Below are 18811 nucleotides of genomic sequence, written 5' to 3' on the forward strand. Positions count from 1 at the left end.
TGGCGATGCTCAAGACCGCAGAAGAATCCACGCCATGCACCATGTCCAGTCTGTCTGAACCGGACAGCCGTGGGTCAGGCCCGGCCATGACGGCGGAGAGAGGGTGGCCCACCCTAGTCCTGCAGCAGGAACGCCAGCGCCGCGTCGCAGGGCGCTTCGACCTTCAGCGACAAGAGATCATCCGCGCGGGTGCGGCCGAGATTGACGGCGGCGATGGGGATGTTGCGGTCGGCGGCGGCGCGGACGAAGCGGAAGCCGGAATAGACCATGAGCGAGGTGCCGACGACGAGCATGGCGTCGGCCTGCTCGACATGCTCGCGCGCGGTCGCGACGACCTCGCGCGGGACTGTTTCGCCGAAGAACACGACGTCGGGCTTGAGGATGCCGCCGCAGGCCCGGCACCCGGGCACCGTGAACGTGGCGAAATCGACGCCGTCGAGATCGGCATCGCCGTCGGGCGCATCGGCGGCGTCATGCGCCAGCCAGTGCGGATTGGCGCGGGCCAGTTCGTCCTGGAAGTCGGCCCGCGACAGCATGGCGCCGCATCCCATGCAACGGACGCGGTCGAGCCGGCCGTGCAGGTCGATGACATTGCTGGTCCCGGCGGCCTGGTGCAGGCGGTCGACATTCTGGGTCACCAGCAGCGCGCAGCGGCCCTGCGCCTCCAGCCGCGCCAGCGCATGATGCGCGCCGTTCGGCTGGGCGCGGCCGAAGCGGCGCCAGCCGACCATGCTGCGCGCCCAATAGCGGCGGCGCGTCTCGTCGCTGCCGACGAAGGCCTGGTAGGTCACCGGCGGCGTGCGCTTCCATTGCCCGTCGCCGTCGCGGTAATCGGGAATGCCGGAATTGGTGCTGCAGCCGGCGCCGGTCAGCACGACGATGCGGCGGTGGCTGTCGAGGAAGGATTTCAGCGCGGCGGGATCGACCATGATCTCGCAGATGTAGGTGGCCGTGGCGGACCGCGCCAGAGCGCCGCAACGCGGCGCTCTCGGTCTGAACCATTGCGCGCTCCCGGCCTTATCCCGTGGGAGGACCAGCCATGACACCACGCAACGGGCATGATCGCGGACTCTGGCCGCTCGACGGGCCGGCCGACGACGCTGACATGGACGACGAGCGCGACATCGCCACCGGCGAGGGCGGCACGATCGAGGTGCCGCTGACCGACGACGACATCGCCAACGACGATTGACGCAGCTCAGGCGGGCGGCGGCACCGTCGCCAGCCAGTGCCGGGCGATGTCGGCGCGCGGCGCGATCCACGCCGCGCCGCTGCCGGTGATGTGCTCCAGGATGCGGTCGAGCGCGCCGATCCGGCCGGGGCGGCCGATCATGCGCAGATGCAGCCCGATCGACAGCATCTTTGGCGCGCTCGCGCCCTCGCGCACCAGCCAGTCAAAGGCGTCGATGACGTAGTCGGCGAAATCGCCGCCGCGGAAACGCGAGCCGTTGAAGAACTGCATGTCGTTGCTGTCGAAGGCGTAGGGCAGCACCAGATGCGGCCGGCCGCAGACATCGACGTAATATGGCAGGTCGTCGTTGTAGGCATCGCTGTCGTAGAGGAAGCCGCCCTGCTCGACCAGCAGCCGCCGCGTGTTCGGCGAGCTCGCCGAGCGCGTGTGCCAGCCGAGCGGGGGCTGGCCGGCGACGCGCTGGATCGTCTCCACCGTGCGCGCGATCACGCGGCGCTCCTCGGTCTCGCCCATGCCGGCGTGGCTCTGCCAGCGCCAGCCATGCGCCGAGACCTCATGCCCGCGCGCCACGGCATCGCGGGCGAGCTGCGGCGAGCGCTCCACCGCGCGGCCGCAGGCGCTGACGGTGACCTTGACGCCGTGCGCGTCGAACAGATCCATCAGGCGCCACCAGGCCGCGCGCGTGCCGTATTCGAAATGGCTGTCGATGCAGGGGTCGGGGCCGTCGAGCCGGTGCACGACCTCGTAGATCGCCTCGTTGCTCGTATCGCCGTCGCACACCGAGAATTCAGAGCCCTCCTCGAAATTCACGACCAGCGACACCGCGACGCGGGCGTCGTGGGGCCAACGCGGATGCGGCGGCCTGCCGGCATAGCCGGTGAGATCGCGGCGGAAGGCGGGCTGTGAGGTCATCGTGTCAATCCGCGGTTCCGGCCATGCGGTGCAGGCCGACCAGGCGATCGCTGATCAGCAGCAGCACGAGCGTGCCGGCGAGAATGAGGGTGGAGAGCGCAGCCAAGGTCGGATCGGGCGCCTCCTCGATATATTGCAGCATGCGGATCGGCAGGGTTTTCGAACGCACGTCGGTGAGGAAGATCGAGACCGGATAGTTGTCGAACGAGGCGAGCAGGCTGAACAGCCCTGCGATCAGGAACGACGGCGCCAAAGCCGGCACCATCACCCTGATCACGCTGCCGGCATAGGTGCAGCCGAGCGTGCGCGCCGCCTCGATCAGGGTGAAGTCGAACCGCGACAAGCCGGCAATCATGGTGCGCGCCACGTAGGGCAGCGTCACCACGAGATGGGCCACCAGCAGCGCGCTCCAGGTCGCGGTGAAGCCGACCATGCGGAAATATTGCAGCAGCGCGATGCCGAGCACGAGGCCGGGCATCATCAGCGGCGACACCAGCAGCGTTCCGAGCGCGGTCGCACCCGGCAGTTTTCCACGAGCGATCGCGATGGCGGCGAGCGTGCCGGCGACCATCGACAGCGCGGTCGACAGCACAGCGATCTGCAGCGACAGGACCAGCGACGGCCAGAAGCCGTCGAGCCGGCCGATGCGGCCATACCAGCGCAGCGACGCGCCCGACAGCGGCAGATCGAACACCGGTGTCGGCGAGAACGAGGCGGCGGCGATCACGACCAGCGGCAGCAGCAGGAACAGTGCGAGGCCGATCGCGAGCACCCAGCAGATGATGATGGCGAGGCGCGACATCATTTCGGCTCCCGGGACAGCATCGCACTGAGCGCGACGACGATGATTGCGATCGCCAACAACACGACGCCGGCGGCCGCGCCGAAGCCGGGCTCGCGCGCCAGCAGATAGGCCTTGGCGATGGTGGTGGCGAGGGTCGGATATTTCTCGCCGATGAGCAGCGTCGGCACGACGTAGGCCGACACCGACAGCGAGAACACCAGCGCCACGCCGGCGATGATGCCCGGCAGGGTCAGCGGCAGGATGACGCGAAAGAACACGACCAGCGGCGAGGCGCCGAGCGTGGCCGCGGCTTCAGCGTAGCGGCCGTCGAGCTGCGCCACGACGGCGTAGATCGGCAGCACCATGAACGGCAGGAAGATGTTGACGGCACCGACGATCAGCGCGGTCTGGGTGAAGATCGTGCGGATCGGATCCTCGATGATCCCCATTGCGATCAGCACCGTGTTGATGAGGCCGTCGCTGCGCAACAGGATGGTCCAGGCGAAGGCCTTGACGATGACCGAGGCGGCGAGCGGCAGGAACAGCGTGGCCAGCAGGATCGAGCGCAGCGGCCCACGTGCGCGGGCCAGCGCGAAGGCCGCGGGATAGGAGATGAGAAATGCGATCAGCGTCGTCAGCAGGCCGAGCCGCAGCGAATTCCAGATGATTCCGAGATAATAAGGCGTACCGAGCAGCCTCGTGTAGTTCGCCGGCGTGATGCCGCCGTTGGCGTCGAGCACGCTGACGCCGAGCAGCAGCGCCAGCGGCAGCACGAACACCAGTGCCGTTGTCAGCAGCGATGGCGCGACGAAGCCGAACGCCGCGAGCCGCTCGCGATCCGGCGCGGTCTTGACGATGGGCGCGGTCAGCACGGCGTCGGTCATGGTCAGGTCTCGGCGGCGAAGGCGAAGGTTTCGGCGACGGGCCACGCGAAGCGGACCTCGTCGTGCACGCGCGGCACCTCGGCCTCGCGCCCCGACAGCTCGGCGAGCAGGCTCGCGCCGGCGCCGGCATCGACGTCCACGAGGGTCCGCGAGCCCTGGAACACGACCGACCGAACGCGGCCGGCCGCGGAGTTGGCGCCCTCTCCAACGCCGAGCCGCAGCTGCTCCGGCCGCGTCACCACGATCACCGAGGCCCCGGGCTGGAACGCGCCGCGCGCCGACAGACGGCCGACCGGCGTGACGACTTCCACCGTGCCGTCCTGCGCGCCGACCACCTGGCCGGCGATGCGCGTCGACAGCCCTACGAAGTTGAGCGCGAACAGGCTGGCCGGCCGGGCATAAAGCTCGCGCGGCTCGGCGAGCTGCTCGATGCGGCCCTTGTTCATGACCGCGACGCGGTCCGACATGGTCAGCGCCTCGTCCTGGTCGTGGGTGACGAAGATCGCGGTTGCCTTGACCTCCTGCAGCAGCCGGCGCAGCTCGACCTGCATCTCCTCGCGCAGCTTGCGGTCGAGCGCCGACAGCGCTTCGTCGAACAGCAGCACATCCGGCTCGACCGCGATGGCGCGCGCCAGCGCGACGCGCTGCTGCTGGCCGCCCGACAGCGCCGAGATGCGGCGGCTGCCGAGATGGCCGAGCTTGACCAGCGACAGCGCGCGCTCCACCGCACGATCGATCTCGGCCTTGGGCGTGCCGCGCACCTTCAGGCCGAAGGCGACATTGCCGGCAACGGTGAGATGCGGAAACAGCGCATAGCTCTGGAACACGACGCCGACATTGCGCCGGTGCGGCGGCACATGGGTGACGTCGCGCCCCGCGAGCGCGATCGTCCCGGCGTCGGGCGGTGCAAGGCCGGCGATCGCGCGCAGCAAGGTGGTCTTGCCGCAGCCGGACGGGCCGAGCAGGGTTACCAGCTCGCCGCGGCGGATCGTGAGATCGACGCGATCGAGCACGGTCGCGGCGCCAAACCGCTTGGAGACCCCGCTGATGACGAGATGCGGCGCGCCGGTCATGTCATCTCCTTGCTCCAGCGATCGACCCAGCCGGCGCGGTTCTTGGCGATGAAGGCCCAGTCGGGCGCGAACAATGTCGCGGGATCGGGATAGCCTGAAGGCAGCGGCGTGGCCTGGTTGGTCGGTGCGATGAAGGCCGTCTTGGCGAGGATGCTCTGCCCCTCTGGGCTGAGGTAGAAGTCGATCACGGCGTCGGCGAGATCGCCGGCCGGCGCGCCGGTCACCTTGGCGATGCCCGACGGCATCGAGAAGCCGCCATCCTTCGGGATCGCGAGGTCGACCGGCGAGCCGTCGGCCTTGCGGATCAAGGTGTAGGCCGAGAACTGGCCGCCGATCATCCAGGCCTCGCCCTGCTCCAGCAGATTGATGGCTTGCGGGGCATTGGTATAGACGTTCAGCAGGTTGGCCTTCAGGGTCTTGATCTTCTTGAAGCCGGCGTCGATCTCGTACTGCGCCTCCTTGTAGGGCTTGCCGGTCTCGAGATGCGCGGCGGCGAGCAAGGTCCAGAACCCTTCGGTGTTGGACAGCGACGGCACGACGATCTTGGAATCGTATTTCGCATCCCACAGCTCGGCCCAGCTGCCAGGTGCCGTCTTCATGCGCCTGGTGGAATAGGCGATGCCGGCCCACGGCTTCTGATAGTTGGCCCACATGCCGTCCTGGTGCACGGCATCGCCGACGAGCTTGCCGAGATTGGGGATCGCCGAGGACGACATCTTGGTGATCAGCCCCTCGGCCGCGGCCGGCAGCATCACCGGATCGTCCATGATCACCACCGAGATCTTCGGGCTTGCCTTGTCGGCCTGCATCTTCTGCAGATTGGTCAGCGAGTTGGTGCCCTCATAGAGCACCTTGCAGTCGAGCTTCTTCTCCAGCACCGGAAACAGGTCGGAGCTGAAATATTTGGCGGCGCCGGCGGGGCCGCCGATCACGATCTCTTTCGGGGCGGCGCGCACCAAAGCGGGCGCGGCGAAGGTGGCGGCGAAGGCCGCACCGGTCTTCAGGAGGCTGCGGCGGGAGAAGGGGTGCATGAGAGGATCCCGTGTGAGCTGTCGCGTGGCGTGTCACCCGAGATCAGCAAGCGCCGTGCCAAATGTGCACATTTCTTGATTCAGCAATGAGATCAGCGTTCTGGGCTATCTCTCGATCCGCACCATGCCCGGCCACGGGCAGAATGTGCACATTTTTTGGAGGTGACGTGCCGCGCCTTTGGGCCTAGCAGTTCGCCATGGCGATGCGAGCGCAGCGAATCGGAAAGGCCAATCCCGCCGAGGACGAGGCGGTGTATCAGGCCATCCTGCGTGCGCTGCTGGAAGGCAAGCTCAAGGCCGGTATCAAGCTCGCCGAGACGCCGCTGGCTGACATCTTCGGCGTGTCGCGCGAGCGCATCCGAAAAGTTTTGCACCGGCTCGGCGCCGAGCGGCGGCTGGAGATGATCCCGAACCGTGGCGCACGGGTGCCGCGGCCGACGCTCGATGATGTCAGGCGAGTCTATGAGGCGCATCGCGTCCTCGAGGCCGGCGTGCTCAGCCAGCTGGTGCTGCGGGTCGATGATCTCCTGCTCGCCCGGCTCGATGCGCATCTGGCGGAGGAGCGCGCGGCGGCACAGCGCGGCGATCGCGCGACCTCGGTGCGGCTGTCTGGCGCCTTCCACGTCCATCTCGTCGACTCCATCGGCAATCCCGAGCTGTCGCGCATGCTCGGCGATCTGCTCAGCCGCTCCTCGGTGATGGTGTCGGTGTACGAGCCGGCGGCGCAGTCGATCTGCGCGGTCGACGAGCACGGCGCGATCGTCGCGGCGCTGCGCGACCGCGACCTGATGCGCGCGATCGCGGTGTCGCGCGAGCACTTCCTGCATGTCGAGGGCCGGCTGCGGCTCGACGAGGACGCGACGACGCCCACCCAGGATCTCGCCGCGGTGTTTGCCGGACGACGGCCGCTGCGCGGCAAGCGGCGCTCGGCCTAGTCGGGCCGGCAACCGCTACTTCGTCGGCAGCGCCGTCACCGGGTGCCAATGACGATCCGGCCACGTGCCTGCCAGCGGCCTGCAGCGCGCGATCATGACCTCGGCGGCGCGATCGCCCGGCTTGAGCGCGAGGACGGCTTCGAAAGCCGCGATCGCCGCTGCGAAGTCCTGCGCGCGATAGTTCCGAAGACCGCGCGCATAGTGCGCGATCCAGCGCATGTCATGCGTTGCGTCATTCCCCGCAAGCCCGACCAGTTCGTGGACGCGCAGGCCCTCCTCGCGGCCATAGACGGCGATGCGGTCGATCTCGCGGGTGAGAAACGCCTCGCCCGCCAGCCGCGCGGTGCCCTCGCCGATCAGGATGTCCGTGCCGTAGACCTTGTTGGCGCCCTCGAGTCGGCTCGCGACGTTCACGGCATCGCCGATCACCGTATAGTTGAGCCGCAGTTCGGAGCCGATGTTGCCGACCAGCATGGGACCGGAGTTGATACCGATGCGGATCGCGAGCGGCCGGCCGTCATCGTCGCACAGGCCGCTGGCCGCGACCGCGTCCCGGCATGCCAGCGCGGCGCGGCAGCACAGACCCGCATGATCCGGCTGCGCGGCCGGCGCGCCCCAGAACGCCATCACGGCATCGCCGATGAACTTGTCGATCGTGCCGCCGTGATCGACGATGACGGTCGAGATCAGATCGAGATGGCGCGACAGCAGCGGCACGACGCGGTCGCCCATGCGCTCCGACAGGCCGGTGAAGCCGGCGATGTCGATGAACATGACGCTGAGCTCCTGGACATGACCGCCCGGCCTGGCATCGACGCCCTGTCGCAGCAATTGCCGGACGAGATCGGCGGGAATGAACTTGCGGAACGACGACAGGCCGCCGGCCATCTCGGCGATGGCGCCGGACAGACTCGCGATCTCGCGCAGCCGCGACGGATGGCGGCGCACCTGCTCGAGCGCGAAGGCCTCGACGTGACGCAGTTCGGCCACCACGCGCCCGAGCGGCGCGGCGATCACGGCACGCGCCAGCGCGGCGGAAACCAGCGCCGCGAGCACGGCGCCGATGCCGAGACCGACGATCACGCGCCGCAGCGCTGCGTCGACCGGACCGAGAAATTCCGCTTCCGGAATCACCGTGACCAGCGACCAGCCGGGAAACGGCAGCGCCGTGCGCGCGACCTCGAAGGCGCCGCCGCCCGATTGCACGCGGCCGCGCCAGGCCTCGTCGCCTGCGGGCGAGGACCGCATCGCCTGCTGCGCGACCGGCAGCAGCGGCTGGCGGCCCTGCCCGGCATTGACCTCGTCGGCGGTCTCGTCGGGCGCAGCGACCACGCCGCCGTCATGCGCCAGGATGAAGGCGCTGCCAGTGCGGCCGACCTGGAGCTGGGCGAGAAAGCGCGAGATGCGCGCGTGCTCGATGATGATGGCGAGCACGCCCTGCCGCTCCTGATAGACATCGATAGGCCCCGCCAGCGCGATCGCGGGACGGTCACCGCCGGGATGCACGTCGACGCTGAACCAGCGCGGCTCGTCCGCGGCGAGGCTCTCCTTGAACCAGGGCTGGTCGGCGACCTTGAAACGGGTCGGCTCGAAGCGGCGCGCCGCGAACTCGATATCGCCGGGCACGACATCGTATTCATCGACGCGGCGCTGGCCGGGATGATCGGTCAGTGAGATCTCCATCATCTCCAGGCGCCGGTCGCCGAGCTTGTGGGCGGCGAAGAACGAGCCGTCGGGCCAGCCGAACGCCGCTGATGAGATCGTCGCCTGCGACTGCAGCTGCGACAGGAACACGAATTCGCGCTTGTCCGCCTCGCGGGTGTCGAGCACGTTCTGCAGGAACAGCGTGCGGATGGCGGTGTGCGCCGCGCGCGCCTCGCTGACGATCGCGCTCACCTCCTTGCGCACGGCGCTCGCGATCTGCGCATTGATGGTGCTGGCGAGCTGACGGCTGATCGCCTCCGAGGTGCGCCACCACAACAGGCTCGAGGCCAGCGCCGTCAGCAGGATCGCGGTCAGCACCAGCGCCGACACGGCGAAGCGGATGCTGACGGTCAACCGCTCGCCGGCGGCGTCTCGGCGCGGCACTCGGCTGTTTTCGCTCGCCATCATCGCAGGTCGATCTCCGATCGGACCGATCGGCGCGCGGGGCTGCGCCCGACGGGGAGCCGCCAGACTGCGCTCTCATGACGTGCGCCACCAATGCCGGCTGGCTAAGTCGATGATGCCTGCAAAGCATTGGCACTTCGAACCCGCCTGCGTTCGATTGGACGCAGCTCCGAAGCACGCAAGACCGCTCACAGGGTCGTGAGCGGAATCGCCGCGTAACATTCTCGTGGCTGCGGGCGAAGGAGAGATGCGCGTCGCCAAGCGAGCGACGCAGAACACCGAGAGGAATTGTCATGTCCGCCAAGAGAACCGTCACCACGCTGGCGCTCGCCGGCGCCGTCAGCACCGCGCTCGCAAGCCTCGCAATGGCCGGGCCACTGACCAAGGCCGAAGCGGAAGCCGCAATGGCCGCCAAGAAGGAGAAATGCTTCGGCGTTGCCCTGAAGGGCCAGAACGATTGCGCCGCCGGTCCCGGCACGACCTGCCAGGGCACCTCCACGATCGACTTCCAGGGCAACGCGTGGAAATTCGTCCAGGGCGGCACCTGCACCAGCATCGACGTGCCCGGCGGCCGCAAGGGCTCGCTGAAGCCGATCTGATCGCTCTCGTTCACCCCAAGCGGAAAGCGGAGACGCAGCATGAGCACCGATGCCCCCCCTGCACCGTGCCCCACCATGCCGCTTCGCTTTCCGCCACCTCTCGGCGGCGTCGCCGGGACCAGCTTCAAGCCGTCGCACCTGACCGCCATCCTGGCCGAGGCGCCGCAGCGCGGCTTCTTCGAGGTCCATGCCGAGAACTACATGGGCGCCGGCGGGCCGCCGCATCGTCAGCTCGAGGCGATCCGCAGGGATCATCCGCTGTCGATCCATGGCGTCTGCACGTCGATCGGCGGCCCGCAGCGGCTCGATCGCGACCACCTCGCGCGCTTCCGCAAGCTCGTCGCCCGCTATCAGCCAAGCCTCGTCTCCGAGCATCTGGCATGGTCGACGCACGATACGACGTTCTTCAACGACTTGCTGCCGTTGCCCTACACGACCGCCACGTTGGCACGGGTCTGCGACCATATCGACGAGGTGCAGGCCGCGATTCGCCGGCCGATCCTGCTGGAAAATCCGTCGACCTACGTCGCCTTCCACGACTCGACGATGAGCGAGACCGACTTCATCCGCGCCATCGTCCGCCGCACCGGCTGCGGGCTCCTGCTCGACCTCAACAACGTGTTCGTCTCCGCGATCAATCATGGCTTCTCGCCACAGGACTATCTGGCCGACTTTCCGCTCGCCGCTGTCGGCGAGATTCATCTCGCCGGTCACGCCGTGCAGGCCGACGATGAAGGTGAGCCGCTGCTGATCGACAGCCATGACGGCCCCGTCGCCTACGATGTGTGGGCCCTGTTCGCCAGCGTGATCGCGCGCAACGGTCCGACGCCGACGCTGATCGAATGGGACAGCAACATTCCGGACTGGCCGGTGCTGAAGGCAGAGGCCACGGCCGCGCAGACGATTCTCGATGACCACGCTCCCGGCTGCTCGCAGGAGGTGCGCGATGCCGCAGCCTGAGCAGGTTTCCGACTACGCCGCCCAGTTCGCCGCGGCGCTGCTGACGCCGGATCGCGCGACGCCTGTCGCCGTCAGGGGTCCGCTGGCCAAGGCGGCCGGGCGTCGGTTCAACGTCTACCGCAACAACGTCACGGTCAGCCTGATCGAGTCGCTCATCGCGATCTATCCGGCGGTGCAGCGCATCACCGGCCCCGACTTCTTCCGCGCGATGGCGCGGGCGCATGTGCGCGAAACGCCGCCGGCGTCGCCGCTGCTCTTTGACTATGGACGCGACTTCCCCGCCTTCATTGCAGCGTACGAGCACGCCCGAACGATGCCGTTCCTGACGGACGTCGCACAGATCGAGCGGGCCTGGCTCGACGCCTATCACGCGGCAGACGCCGCGCCGCTCGACGGCGCCACGCTGGCGACGGTGCCGCCCGAGCGGCTGCCCATGCTGCGCTTCGCCGCTCATCCCGCCACCCGCATCGTGCGCTCGGATTTCGCGGCGGTCACGATCTTCTCGGCCAACCGCGGCGATGCCCCGGTGCCGCGCATTGATGGCTCGGTTCCGGAGGACGCGCTGATCACGCGGCCCGCGCTCGACGTCGTCGTGCGTCACCTGCCACGAGGCGGCGCGATCTTCGCGAGCCTGCTAGTCGCGCGGCAGCCGCTCGACGTCGCTGCGGAAGCCGCGTTCGAGGCCGCGCCGGAGTTCGATCTCGCCGCCAACGTAGCCGGCCTGATCGAGGCCGGCGCCTTCACGGACATCACTTTCGAGGACGCATGATGACGACGGACCACTCCATGGCGCCGACCCCGACGCTGTCGTTGCCTTCCCTCGTCGGCCAGGCCGTGCGGCTGCTGCAGAGCGCGACCCCGCTCACCCTGGTCCAGCTCGTCACTCGCATTGCGCTCGCCGTGCCGTTCTGGCGCTCGGGCATTCTCAAATGGGACGGCTTTCTCAGGCTGAGCGACACCGCCGTGACCCTGTTCAGCGACGAGTTCATGCTGCATCTACCCGGCGGGCCATATCACTTTCCCATGCCGACGGTGATGGCGTTCCTGTCGGGCTGCGGCGAGGTCGGCTTCCCCGTCCTGCTCATTCTCGGCCTCGGCACCCGCTTCGCGGCGCTCGGCCTGCTGTTCATGACGTGCATCGTCGAGCTCACAGTGCCCGACGGCTGGCCGATCCATCTGACCTGGGCGGCGATGGCGCTGGGCCTCATCGCCCATGGCGGCGGAAAGATCTCGCTCGATCACGTTCTCGGCGGGCTGTTCGGCGGCGCGCACCAGGGCAGCGCCAGCCGTGGCATGTAGTAGCCGCGCCACTCGCAGACCTCCTCGGGCCCCCTGCGCTTGAGCGCCATCTTGACCGGCTCGGCCTGGCTGATGCCGACATGGAGCGCGAGCAGCGCCGCGCCGATCGGATAGGCGAAGCGGGAGAAGCGCAGGTCCGACAGACGATCGAGCAGGACCATGCCGGCGATGATGATCAGGGGATCGGTGAAGACGAAGTACTCGACCTTCAGCCCGCGGCGGACGCCGAGCGTGTCGATGCCGATGGCCGCCAGCATCAGGAGGACGGCCTGGATGGCCGCCTGCCGCTCACCGCGGCGCCAGGCGATGACGATGCCGGGGATGACCAGCCAGGTCAGGAACACCGCGGGGCGGGCCGACGATTGCAGCACGAAGGTGTAGCGCCGGATGACCCCCAGCACCCCCGATAGCAGCAGACCGACTGCCCCGGCGAGGCTGCCGGCGGCCTCGGGCGCGTCGACATAGGTGATCATCTTCTCGAGAGGATTGAGCACGACCACGACATCGTTGATGTCGTAGCTCAGCTTCAGTGCCAGCACGCCGAGGCTTGTGCCGGCCACCGCCGCCAGCAGTGCCGCGACAGTCTCGGCCGCGCTCACCCGCCACCGCCACGCGAAGCCGACCATGCAGGCCGCGACCACGCCGAGCAGCGCGAACTGATAGATGCCGAAGCGGCCGAACAGCATCGGCTTGAGCCCGGCAGCCGTTGCATTGACAGGATCGAAGCCGGCGGCGATCAGCGGCCAGGCGGCGATCGCGGCGACGATTGCCGCCACGGCTGCAACCATGACGGCCGCCCACGCGCGCGAGCTTTGCCAGAACGCCACGCTTGCGCTCGCCGCCGTCCCGAACGGCAACACCAGCACAGGAATGGCGGCGATCAGCAGGATCGCATGCACCTTGTTCTCCAGGCCGAGCATGCAGAGCAGCGCGGCGAGTCCGACGGCGAGCGGCCGCGCCAGGCTGGCGCGGCGCGCCACAGCGATCAGGATCATCAGCGCGAGGATGCAGAACGACGCCGCGATCATCTCGCTGCGCAGGATGCGCAGATGCATCTGCACGCCGCCGGAGAAGGCGAAGGCGGTGACGGCGAGCATGGCGATGCGCCAATCGGACACCAGCCGGCGCGCGGCCCAGGCAAAGGCGAGGATGATGCCGGCGGCCGTCAGCAGCGCGGCGACGCGTCCGGCATGGACGGCGCTGGTCATCGCCGCGTCGAAAGCGGCGCGGTCGGCGGGGATCGCCGACAACGTCCAGGCATCGAGCAGGCCGAGCCGGTGCAGCAGCGCGAACCAGGTCTCGACCGAGAGGATGGTGAGATAGGCCGGGTGGTCGAAGAACACCTGCGCGCCGCCGTCGTTCATGGCGAGCGCGTTGTAGATCACCATGAAGTCCATGTCGGCATTGCGCCAATAGACGGTGAAATAGCCGGCGGTCAGGAACGACACGAGCGAGAGCAGCAGCGCGACCGCAACGCCGCCGCGCCAGCCGAACGGGGTGAGGCGGTCGAGCGCGTCGCGGCGCGGCATGTCCTTTGTCGCACAGTTCTGGCCGGCATCTTGGGAAGGGCCGTCACCGCGGATCACAAGCAGCTCCGGCGGGAACTCCAATGAAGCGCATCGGCGCCACCTCGCAGGCGTGGTCCGCGCGCGCACGCCATCCTCAGATCGCCTTGATCTTGAAGAACGCGAACACGACCATCTTCAGCAGCATCCAGCCGTGGCGAAAGCGGGAGATCTGGGTTTCGCCATAGCTGCGCGCGGCGTAGCGGATCGGCAGGTCGATCGATTTCAGGTTCAGCTTCGAGGCGCCGAAGATCAGGTCGAAATCGCCGAACGGATCGAAATCGCCGAAATAGGCCTTGCCGGCCTTGAGCCTGACATAGTCGCTGCGGCGGAGCACCTTGGTGCCGCAGAGCGTATCGGTGTAGCGCTGATTCAGGAGCCACGAGAACAGGTAGGAGAAGGTCTTGTTGGCGATGAGGTTGAGGAAGCGCATCGCGCCCTCGTCCATCGGATAGACCAGGCGCGAGCCGTTGATGAACTCGCCCTTGCCGGAACGCAGCGCCTCGAAGAATTTCGGCAATTGCTCCGGCGGCATGGTGAGGTCGGCATCGAGGATCATCAGCACGTCGCCGCGCGCGGCGTCGAACGCGGTGAACACCGCGTCGGCCTTGCCCTTGCCGGGCTGGCGCATCAGCTTGATGTCGTGGCCGGGGAACGCCGCGCGCACCCGCTCCATCTCCTCATAAGTGCCGTCCTGGCTGTGGCCCTCGATGAAGATGATCTCGATGTCGTTGCAGAATGCGGCGATGCGACGGACCGCCGGCTCGATGTTGCCGCGCTCGTTGCGCGCGGGAATCACCACCGTGGCCGAGCGAACGTCATCGCTCACGCAGCGCATCGAGCGCGACACCAGATAGTGCCGCAGCGACAGCGCGCGCAGGCCCGGCAGCACGCTGAGGAAGCGGTTGGCGAAGCGGCCGAGGCCGTACAGCCGCAGCGGCGACAGCACGCGCTGCTCCGATTTGACCGGGTCGAAATCGGCCAGGTGCGCCAGGCTGCGCAGGTCGGCCGGCGACAGCACGTTCTGCTCCGGCTGCGGCATCCGCAGGCCCAGTGCTTCCGCAGCCTTCAGCAGCGGATACCAGAGGTGCGAGAAGTAGCCGATGACGAGTCGCGTCTCGCGCGTGCACAGCGGGTGCAACTGCTCGATGAACTGCTGGCAGTCGTCGAGTGAGCCGATCGTGTCGAGCACCAGGATGACATCGAAAGGGCCGGTGGCGGCGGCGAGCGTGGCCGGATCCTCCGCGTCGCCCAGAATGAAGGTCAGCTCAGGATGCCGGCTGCGCGCGATCGCGATCTGCTTTTCGCTGAAGTCGATGCCGACGCCGTAGGAGGGCGCGAGCGAGGCCAGCGTATCGCCGAGGCCGCAGCCGATCTCCAGCACGCGGCTGCCCGGCGGAATCAGGAAGCGCAGATAGCACGCGTCCTCGCCATGGAAGAACGCCGCCTTGTCGCGCCAGCCGGCGCGCGCATCGGCGAATTGGTTGGCATGGTCGAGGATGGCCGCCTTGCGCGGCGACAGCGCCTTCGTTGCCGGCGACAGGGTTGCGGCAACCTGCGGCCGCTCGCGTTCGTCCTGCCGGACCGCCTCGTCCAACTCCGCCACCTGATACCACCCCCGCTAGGAACTACGTCCTTCTAGGCCAGCCCGGTTGGGCGGAGTCAAGGCGGTGGCAGAGAAGTCCTCCGCTCTGTTGGCATCGTGACGCCCCGGCTCTGACGCGCGACGGAAACGAGCAGACATCCGCCGGCCACAATGAGGCCCGCGCGATCGTTCGCGCCGCATGCGTCCGATCTTTGCTTCTCATTCGCGCTCGCAACTAAGCGGGCGCGGGAAGACCGGCGACGCGGGACCGTCGTCGCGAGATTGGCGCCGGCGCCAGCGGCTGGAGCGCCGGCGCGCCGGCCTGCGCGGGGGCACGGAAGCACCTGACGAGTCCGCAGTCGCGGCTCCCCCCTCCTATCAACACAGCGATGCACCGCGATCGAGACATGCCGCCGCGCTCACCGCCCGCAGCAGAACTTGTATTTCTTGCCGCTACCGCACGGGCATGGATCATTGCGGCCGACCTTCGCGGTGGCAGCCGCCCGCTTCGGCTCCGTGACGGCGGCGCGCGCGTCACCCTCGACGAAGCGCCAGGCGCCGTCGTCGTCGCGGCGAAACTGTGAGACCTCGTGGTGCTCGATGATCTTGCCGTCTTCGCGATAGCTGGCGATGAAGCTGACGACGCCATCGGCGTCGCCGGGCTGGCCGCGGACCGACGAGACGATGCGCAGGCCGAGCCAGGTCGCGCGCGTCGCCCAATTCTTCGCCGCGACAGGGTCGAACGCAGCACGCCTGTCGGACGCGAGCGTCGCTTCGATGTAGCCGATGTCGCCGCGCGTATAGGCCGTGTAGCGCGAGCGCATCAGCGCCTCGGCGGTGGGCGGCATCGCGTCGCCAAGCAGATAGGGACCGCAACAGCGGTCGAAGGGAAGCTGTGATCCGCAGGGACATGGCATGAGGTGACGCTTAGCATCGATGCCGAGCCATGAAAACGGCGGACGGCTTTGGCGTGCGCCGCGCCGACGTGGCCCGCGGGGTTTGCGGCATGGCATCGCGGCTTTTCACGGCCGTGAATTGATCGTATCAATCGGCGCTCGTCGACCCGAACACCCGAGGTGTGTCGCGCCTTGATCATCATCTCCGCCCGACTTGCCGTCGTCGCCGCGGCACTTCTTGCGCTGCTCGCCGTTGCCGCCGTGCCAACGCAGTCCGCGTCTGCCGGCGGCTTCAAGTACGGTGGCGGCACCGTTCTGGACTCGCGCATCCTGCGGGCTGTCTTTGCCGAGGACCGGCTGTGGCTGCTCGGCAGTGACGGGCAGCTCTGGAGCATGACGGAAGCCGGTGAATGGATCGACGTGGCAACACCGGACCGCGTGATCGAGCTGTTCGTACAGCACGGACATGCGGCGATCGTGACCTGCCCAGGAGACTCCTGCACGCAATGGACACCGAACGCGCGATGGACTTTGCGCGGATGGCGAGGCAACGATTGGGAGACGACCGGTGAGATCGTAACGCGCGGCGAGGACTTCGTCACCGCAATTGCCGCCGGCGATACGACCACGCTGCTGACGGTGAAGCGGATGATCAATCTGGCGGACGGAATCCAAACCGAGACGGCGCTGAGCTGGCCGTCCTCCGTCACGTCCTCTCACATGTTCGATCCATCGCAGCCGTTGGACCAGCAGCGGCCCAAGACGCCATTCCCGTTTCCGCTCACCTATCTGTATCGGCCCGAATTCCGGCCAACGACGCCGTTGAAGGCCTGGCCAGTCGGCGCCGTCCTCGTCACCTCGAAGCACATCTTCGTCGGCTATAGCGTGGGCGAGTGGGGCGGCGGACTGAAGCGGATCGATCGGCTGACCGGCATCCTATCCGAGATCGAGGATGTCGACGGCGACCTGTGCGGCGGCAACCTGAATCCGGCGTGCGATCCGGTCAACGGCATAGCGATCATTCCATGGAGACCGGACTGCATCGCCGTCGCGATCGGCTTGATCCACATGAGTTCGCATGGGCGCATGGTGGAAGTGTGCGACAACGCCGTCCGCCCGCTCTACACCCACGAGATCCAGGCGCATCCCGCGACGACTCCCGGCGGACCAGACCGGATCATGTGGACGACCACGACAGCCTTCTTCGGGTTGCAGCAGACGGGCGAAGATCTGCTCGCGATGGGGCATGACGGCCTGTACCAGATCAGCCGGGGCGATACGGTTCGGCAAATCCCGTTGCCGCACTTCAAGGATGTGGATGGCGTCGCGGTGAGCTTCGACATTCCCGGCCTGGTGCTGGTGCTGACCACCGCCAATCGGCGCTTCTCGGTAAGCAGCAGCACGCCGATGCTGGTACCGCGCTAGTCAGTCCTCCTCGCCCTGGCACGCCGCGATCGGTCTCGCTTCGACGAGCGACGTTCGACTATCGCACGTCCTGCTCGGCGACTTGCGCGTCAGCCTGATCTCCCAACGCCGCTCACGCGGCGGTTGTGACTCCAAAGACGCAGGTCGCCATCGTTCACCACTGCCACTGCCGCTACACGCGCGGCGCGGTTTCGAAACCGGCGAATCCGTGTTAACCATTGGTTTAGAACATGGGTGTTGGGCGCACGGCTGACCGGCCCGGCCCCGCGCGGACCAGAACCTTCCGGGCGCCGCCTCATTACGTGGCGCTTGTGACCGCAAGCCCTCCGCATCATCGGCGGACCAGGGCGCGGGAGACGCCAACGATTTCTTCGCGCGACGCCAGCCCGGCCGCAAGAACGAAGGCCCGCTTCGAGGCGGGCCGCTGCCCGATTCCCCATCAGACGTGCACCCGATGCCGGCGCGGTCAGCGCTGCGTGCAAACGCAGCGTCGCGCCCATCACCACCGATTGGAGCAGCCCCGATGGCTGATGAGTCCGTAGTCGCATCCATCATTCCCTGGCGAGAGCCGAAGACGGCCAAGCCGCGTCCGAAGCGCGCCAAGGTCGTCAAGCCACGCCCGCGGCCCCGAGCCGACAAGGCCGAGAAAGCCAAGATGGCGGCGCTCGACGACGAGATGCTCGCGTCCGAGACGCTGATCATGCCGGACTTCCTGGACTACGTGAACGAGCCGGCGAAAGCCCCGGCCGTTGCCGAGGCGTCCCGCACGGGGGCGGCTGCCAGCGCGGCCGCCGCGGCGATCCCGGCCGCAGCGCCGCCGGCCACGATACCGCCGCGCGAAGCGTCGGCCGCGACCGAGGCCGAGGTCGTGCAGGCCGCCGCGCCGATCACGCCGGCGAAGCCCGCGCGCGCTGGCATCACCGCCTCTTCGGTCCTGCTGCAACTGGCCGCACTGGCGCTGGCCGCGGTCGGCATGGCCATGAACGGCTGGTTCGCCCACTCGCTCGGCTCGAACAGCACCGCGGGCTATATGTTCCTTGCTGTCGGCGTGACCGCCGACCTCGTCGCGCTGGTGATGCCGACCTGCGCCGCTCGGCTGTGGCAGGCGCGCCACCGCGCCTCGGCACTGACCGGCTGGGCGGTGTGGCTGATGACCTTCGTGTTCGCGGTCACCGCCAGCATCGGCTTCGCCTCCACCAACATCAGCGACGTCACCTTGGCGCGCGCCTCGCGCGTGACGCCCGCGGTGCAGGCGGCGCAGACCGCGCTCGCCGACGCCATGACCGCGCGCGACCGCGAGTGCAAGGGCGGCGTCGGCAAGTTCTGCCGCGAGCGCGAGGCCGCCGTTGCCGAGCGCCGGCTGGCGCTGGACGCGGCGATGTCCACGGTCAGCCAGACCGCCGATCCGCAGACCGAGGCCGCGATCAAGCTGGTGGCGTGGGTGTCGCGCGGCGTGGTGAAGCCCTCCGCCGACGACTTCGTCATGCTCCGCCTGATCCTGCTGGCGCTCCTGCCGCAGATCGGCGGCATCCTGCTGATGGTCGGGCGAAGGGTGTGAGAGT

Annotated in this window: 19 protein-coding genes; 8 read left to right on the forward strand and 11 right to left on the reverse strand. The window is 68.2% G+C overall.

Annotated elements, in window-relative coordinates; translation table 11 throughout:
• Window positions 1-113 precede the first annotated feature (113 nt).
• Window positions 114-929: an NAD-dependent protein deacetylase gene (locus QX128_RS21835; protein WP_316238501.1), complete on the reverse strand. Its 816-nt coding sequence runs from the start codon at window positions 927-929 to the stop codon at window positions 114-116.
• 110 nt (window positions 930-1039) lie between these two features.
• On the opposite strand from QX128_RS21835, the gene QX128_RS21840 reads away from it, so the two are divergent.
• Complete coding sequence (locus QX128_RS21840) at window positions 1040-1192, forward strand: hypothetical protein (protein WP_316238502.1); 153 nt, start codon at window positions 1040-1042, stop codon at window positions 1190-1192.
• Window positions 1193-1198: 6 nt separating this feature from the next.
• On the opposite strand, the gene QX128_RS21845 is transcribed toward QX128_RS21840, so the two are convergent.
• The 5 genes from QX128_RS21845 to QX128_RS21865 are packed head-to-tail and all read right to left on the reverse strand — an operon-like array spanning window position 1199 to window position 5876.
• Entirely contained in the window at window positions 1199-2104 is a 906-nt protein-coding gene (locus tag QX128_RS21845) for a polysaccharide deacetylase family protein (RefSeq protein ID WP_316238503.1), read from the reverse strand.
• Window positions 2105-2108: 4 nt separating this feature from the next.
• Window positions 2109-2909 (reverse strand): ABC transporter permease, encoded by an 801-nt coding sequence (locus tag QX128_RS21850; RefSeq protein ID WP_316215541.1) that lies wholly within the window; start codon window positions 2907-2909, stop codon window positions 2109-2111.
• Window positions 2906-3772 carry an ABC transporter permease gene (locus QX128_RS21855; protein WP_316238504.1) on the reverse strand — a complete coding sequence of 289 codons (867 nt, stop codon included), beginning with the start codon at window positions 3770-3772 and terminating at the stop codon, window positions 2906-2908. Before QX128_RS21855 ends, QX128_RS21850 begins: the two co-directional genes overlap by 4 nt.
• Window positions 3773-3774: 2 nt before the next feature.
• On the reverse strand, window positions 3775-4845 hold the full coding sequence (locus QX128_RS21860; RefSeq protein WP_315800662.1) for an ABC transporter ATP-binding protein: 1071 nt from the start codon (window positions 4843-4845) through the stop codon (window positions 3775-3777).
• The gene (locus tag QX128_RS21865) at window positions 4842-5876 is read right to left on the reverse strand and encodes an extracellular solute-binding protein (RefSeq protein WP_316238505.1); all 1035 of its coding nucleotides are present in this window, start codon (window positions 5874-5876) and stop codon (window positions 4842-4844) included. Before QX128_RS21865 ends, QX128_RS21860 begins: the two co-directional genes overlap by 4 nt.
• Before the next feature lie 197 nt (window positions 5877-6073).
• Between QX128_RS21865 and QX128_RS21870 the strand changes: the two genes are divergently transcribed.
• Window positions 6074-6811 (forward strand): GntR family transcriptional regulator, encoded by a 738-nt coding sequence (locus QX128_RS21870; RefSeq protein ID WP_316238506.1) that lies wholly within the window; start codon window positions 6074-6076, stop codon window positions 6809-6811.
• 15 nt (window positions 6812-6826) lie between these two features.
• Here QX128_RS21870 and QX128_RS21875 read toward each other — a convergent pair whose 3' ends face one another.
• Window positions 6827-8920 (reverse strand): adenylate/guanylate cyclase domain-containing protein, encoded by a 2094-nt coding sequence (locus QX128_RS21875; RefSeq protein WP_316238614.1) that lies wholly within the window; start codon window positions 8918-8920, stop codon window positions 6827-6829.
• 293 nt (window positions 8921-9213) lie between these two features.
• Here QX128_RS21875 and QX128_RS21880 point away from each other — a divergent pair, with 293 nt between their 5' ends.
• Genes QX128_RS21880 through QX128_RS21895 form a run of 4 tightly spaced genes read left to right on the forward strand, consistent with a single transcriptional unit; the run spans window position 9214 to window position 11778 of the window.
• A complete protein-coding gene (locus QX128_RS21880; protein ID WP_315715966.1) occupies window positions 9214-9519 on the forward strand; it encodes a DUF2282 domain-containing protein in 306 nt (101 codons plus the stop codon).
• 39 nt (window positions 9520-9558) lie between these two features.
• The gene (locus tag QX128_RS21885) at window positions 9559-10479 is read left to right on the forward strand and encodes a DUF692 domain-containing protein (protein ID WP_316238507.1); all 921 of its coding nucleotides are present in this window, start codon (window positions 9559-9561) and stop codon (window positions 10477-10479) included.
• Window positions 10466-11248 carry a DNA-binding domain-containing protein gene (locus QX128_RS21890; RefSeq protein ID WP_316238508.1) on the forward strand — a complete coding sequence of 261 codons (783 nt, stop codon included), beginning with the start codon at window positions 10466-10468 and terminating at the stop codon, window positions 11246-11248. The genes QX128_RS21885 and QX128_RS21890 overlap by 14 nt, the downstream gene beginning before the upstream one ends.
• Window positions 11248-11778: a DoxX family protein gene (locus QX128_RS21895; RefSeq protein ID WP_409997873.1), complete on the forward strand. Its 531-nt coding sequence runs from the start codon at window positions 11248-11250 to the stop codon at window positions 11776-11778. Before QX128_RS21890 ends, QX128_RS21895 begins: the two co-directional genes overlap by 1 nt.
• Here QX128_RS21895 and QX128_RS21900 read toward each other — a convergent pair.
• The 4 genes from QX128_RS21900 to QX128_RS21915 form a co-directional block, all read right to left on the reverse strand.
• Window positions 11718-13307 (reverse strand): hypothetical protein, encoded by a 1590-nt coding sequence (locus QX128_RS21900; protein WP_316238509.1) that lies wholly within the window; start codon window positions 13305-13307, stop codon window positions 11718-11720. The two genes, QX128_RS21895 and QX128_RS21900, sit on opposite strands and share 61 nt — an antisense overlap.
• 133 nt (window positions 13308-13440) lie before the next feature.
• On the reverse strand, window positions 13441-14949 hold the full coding sequence (locus QX128_RS21905; RefSeq protein ID WP_315800670.1) for a bifunctional class I SAM-dependent methyltransferase/glycosyltransferase family 2 protein: 1509 nt from the start codon (window positions 14947-14949) through the stop codon (window positions 13441-13443).
• A gap of 398 nt (window positions 14950-15347) precedes the next feature.
• On the reverse strand, window positions 15348-15845 hold the full coding sequence (locus tag QX128_RS21910; RefSeq protein WP_315800671.1) for a YchJ family protein: 498 nt from the start codon (window positions 15843-15845) through the stop codon (window positions 15348-15350).
• A 105-nt stretch (window positions 15846-15950) separates the two neighbouring features.
• Window positions 15951-16292: a hypothetical protein gene (locus QX128_RS21915; RefSeq protein WP_316238510.1), complete on the reverse strand. Its 342-nt coding sequence runs from the start codon at window positions 16290-16292 to the stop codon at window positions 15951-15953.
• On the opposite strand from QX128_RS21915, the gene QX128_RS21920 reads away from it, so the two are divergent.
• A complete protein-coding gene (locus QX128_RS21920) occupies window positions 16263-17249 on the forward strand; it encodes a hypothetical protein (protein WP_316238511.1) in 987 nt (328 codons plus the stop codon). The genes QX128_RS21915 and QX128_RS21920 overlap by 30 nt on opposite strands.
• Before the next feature lie 523 nt (window positions 17250-17772).
• Window positions 17773-18807, forward strand: coding sequence for a hypothetical protein (locus QX128_RS21925; protein WP_316238512.1), 1035 nt, complete (start codon window positions 17773-17775; stop codon window positions 18805-18807).
• The last annotated feature ends 4 nt before the right edge of the window (window positions 18808-18811 follow it).

Origin of the sequence: Bradyrhizobium sp. SZCCHNR1015 (assembly GCF_032489875.1) — a bacterium.
Classification (GTDB): Bacteria; Pseudomonadota; Alphaproteobacteria; order Rhizobiales; family Xanthobacteraceae; genus Bradyrhizobium.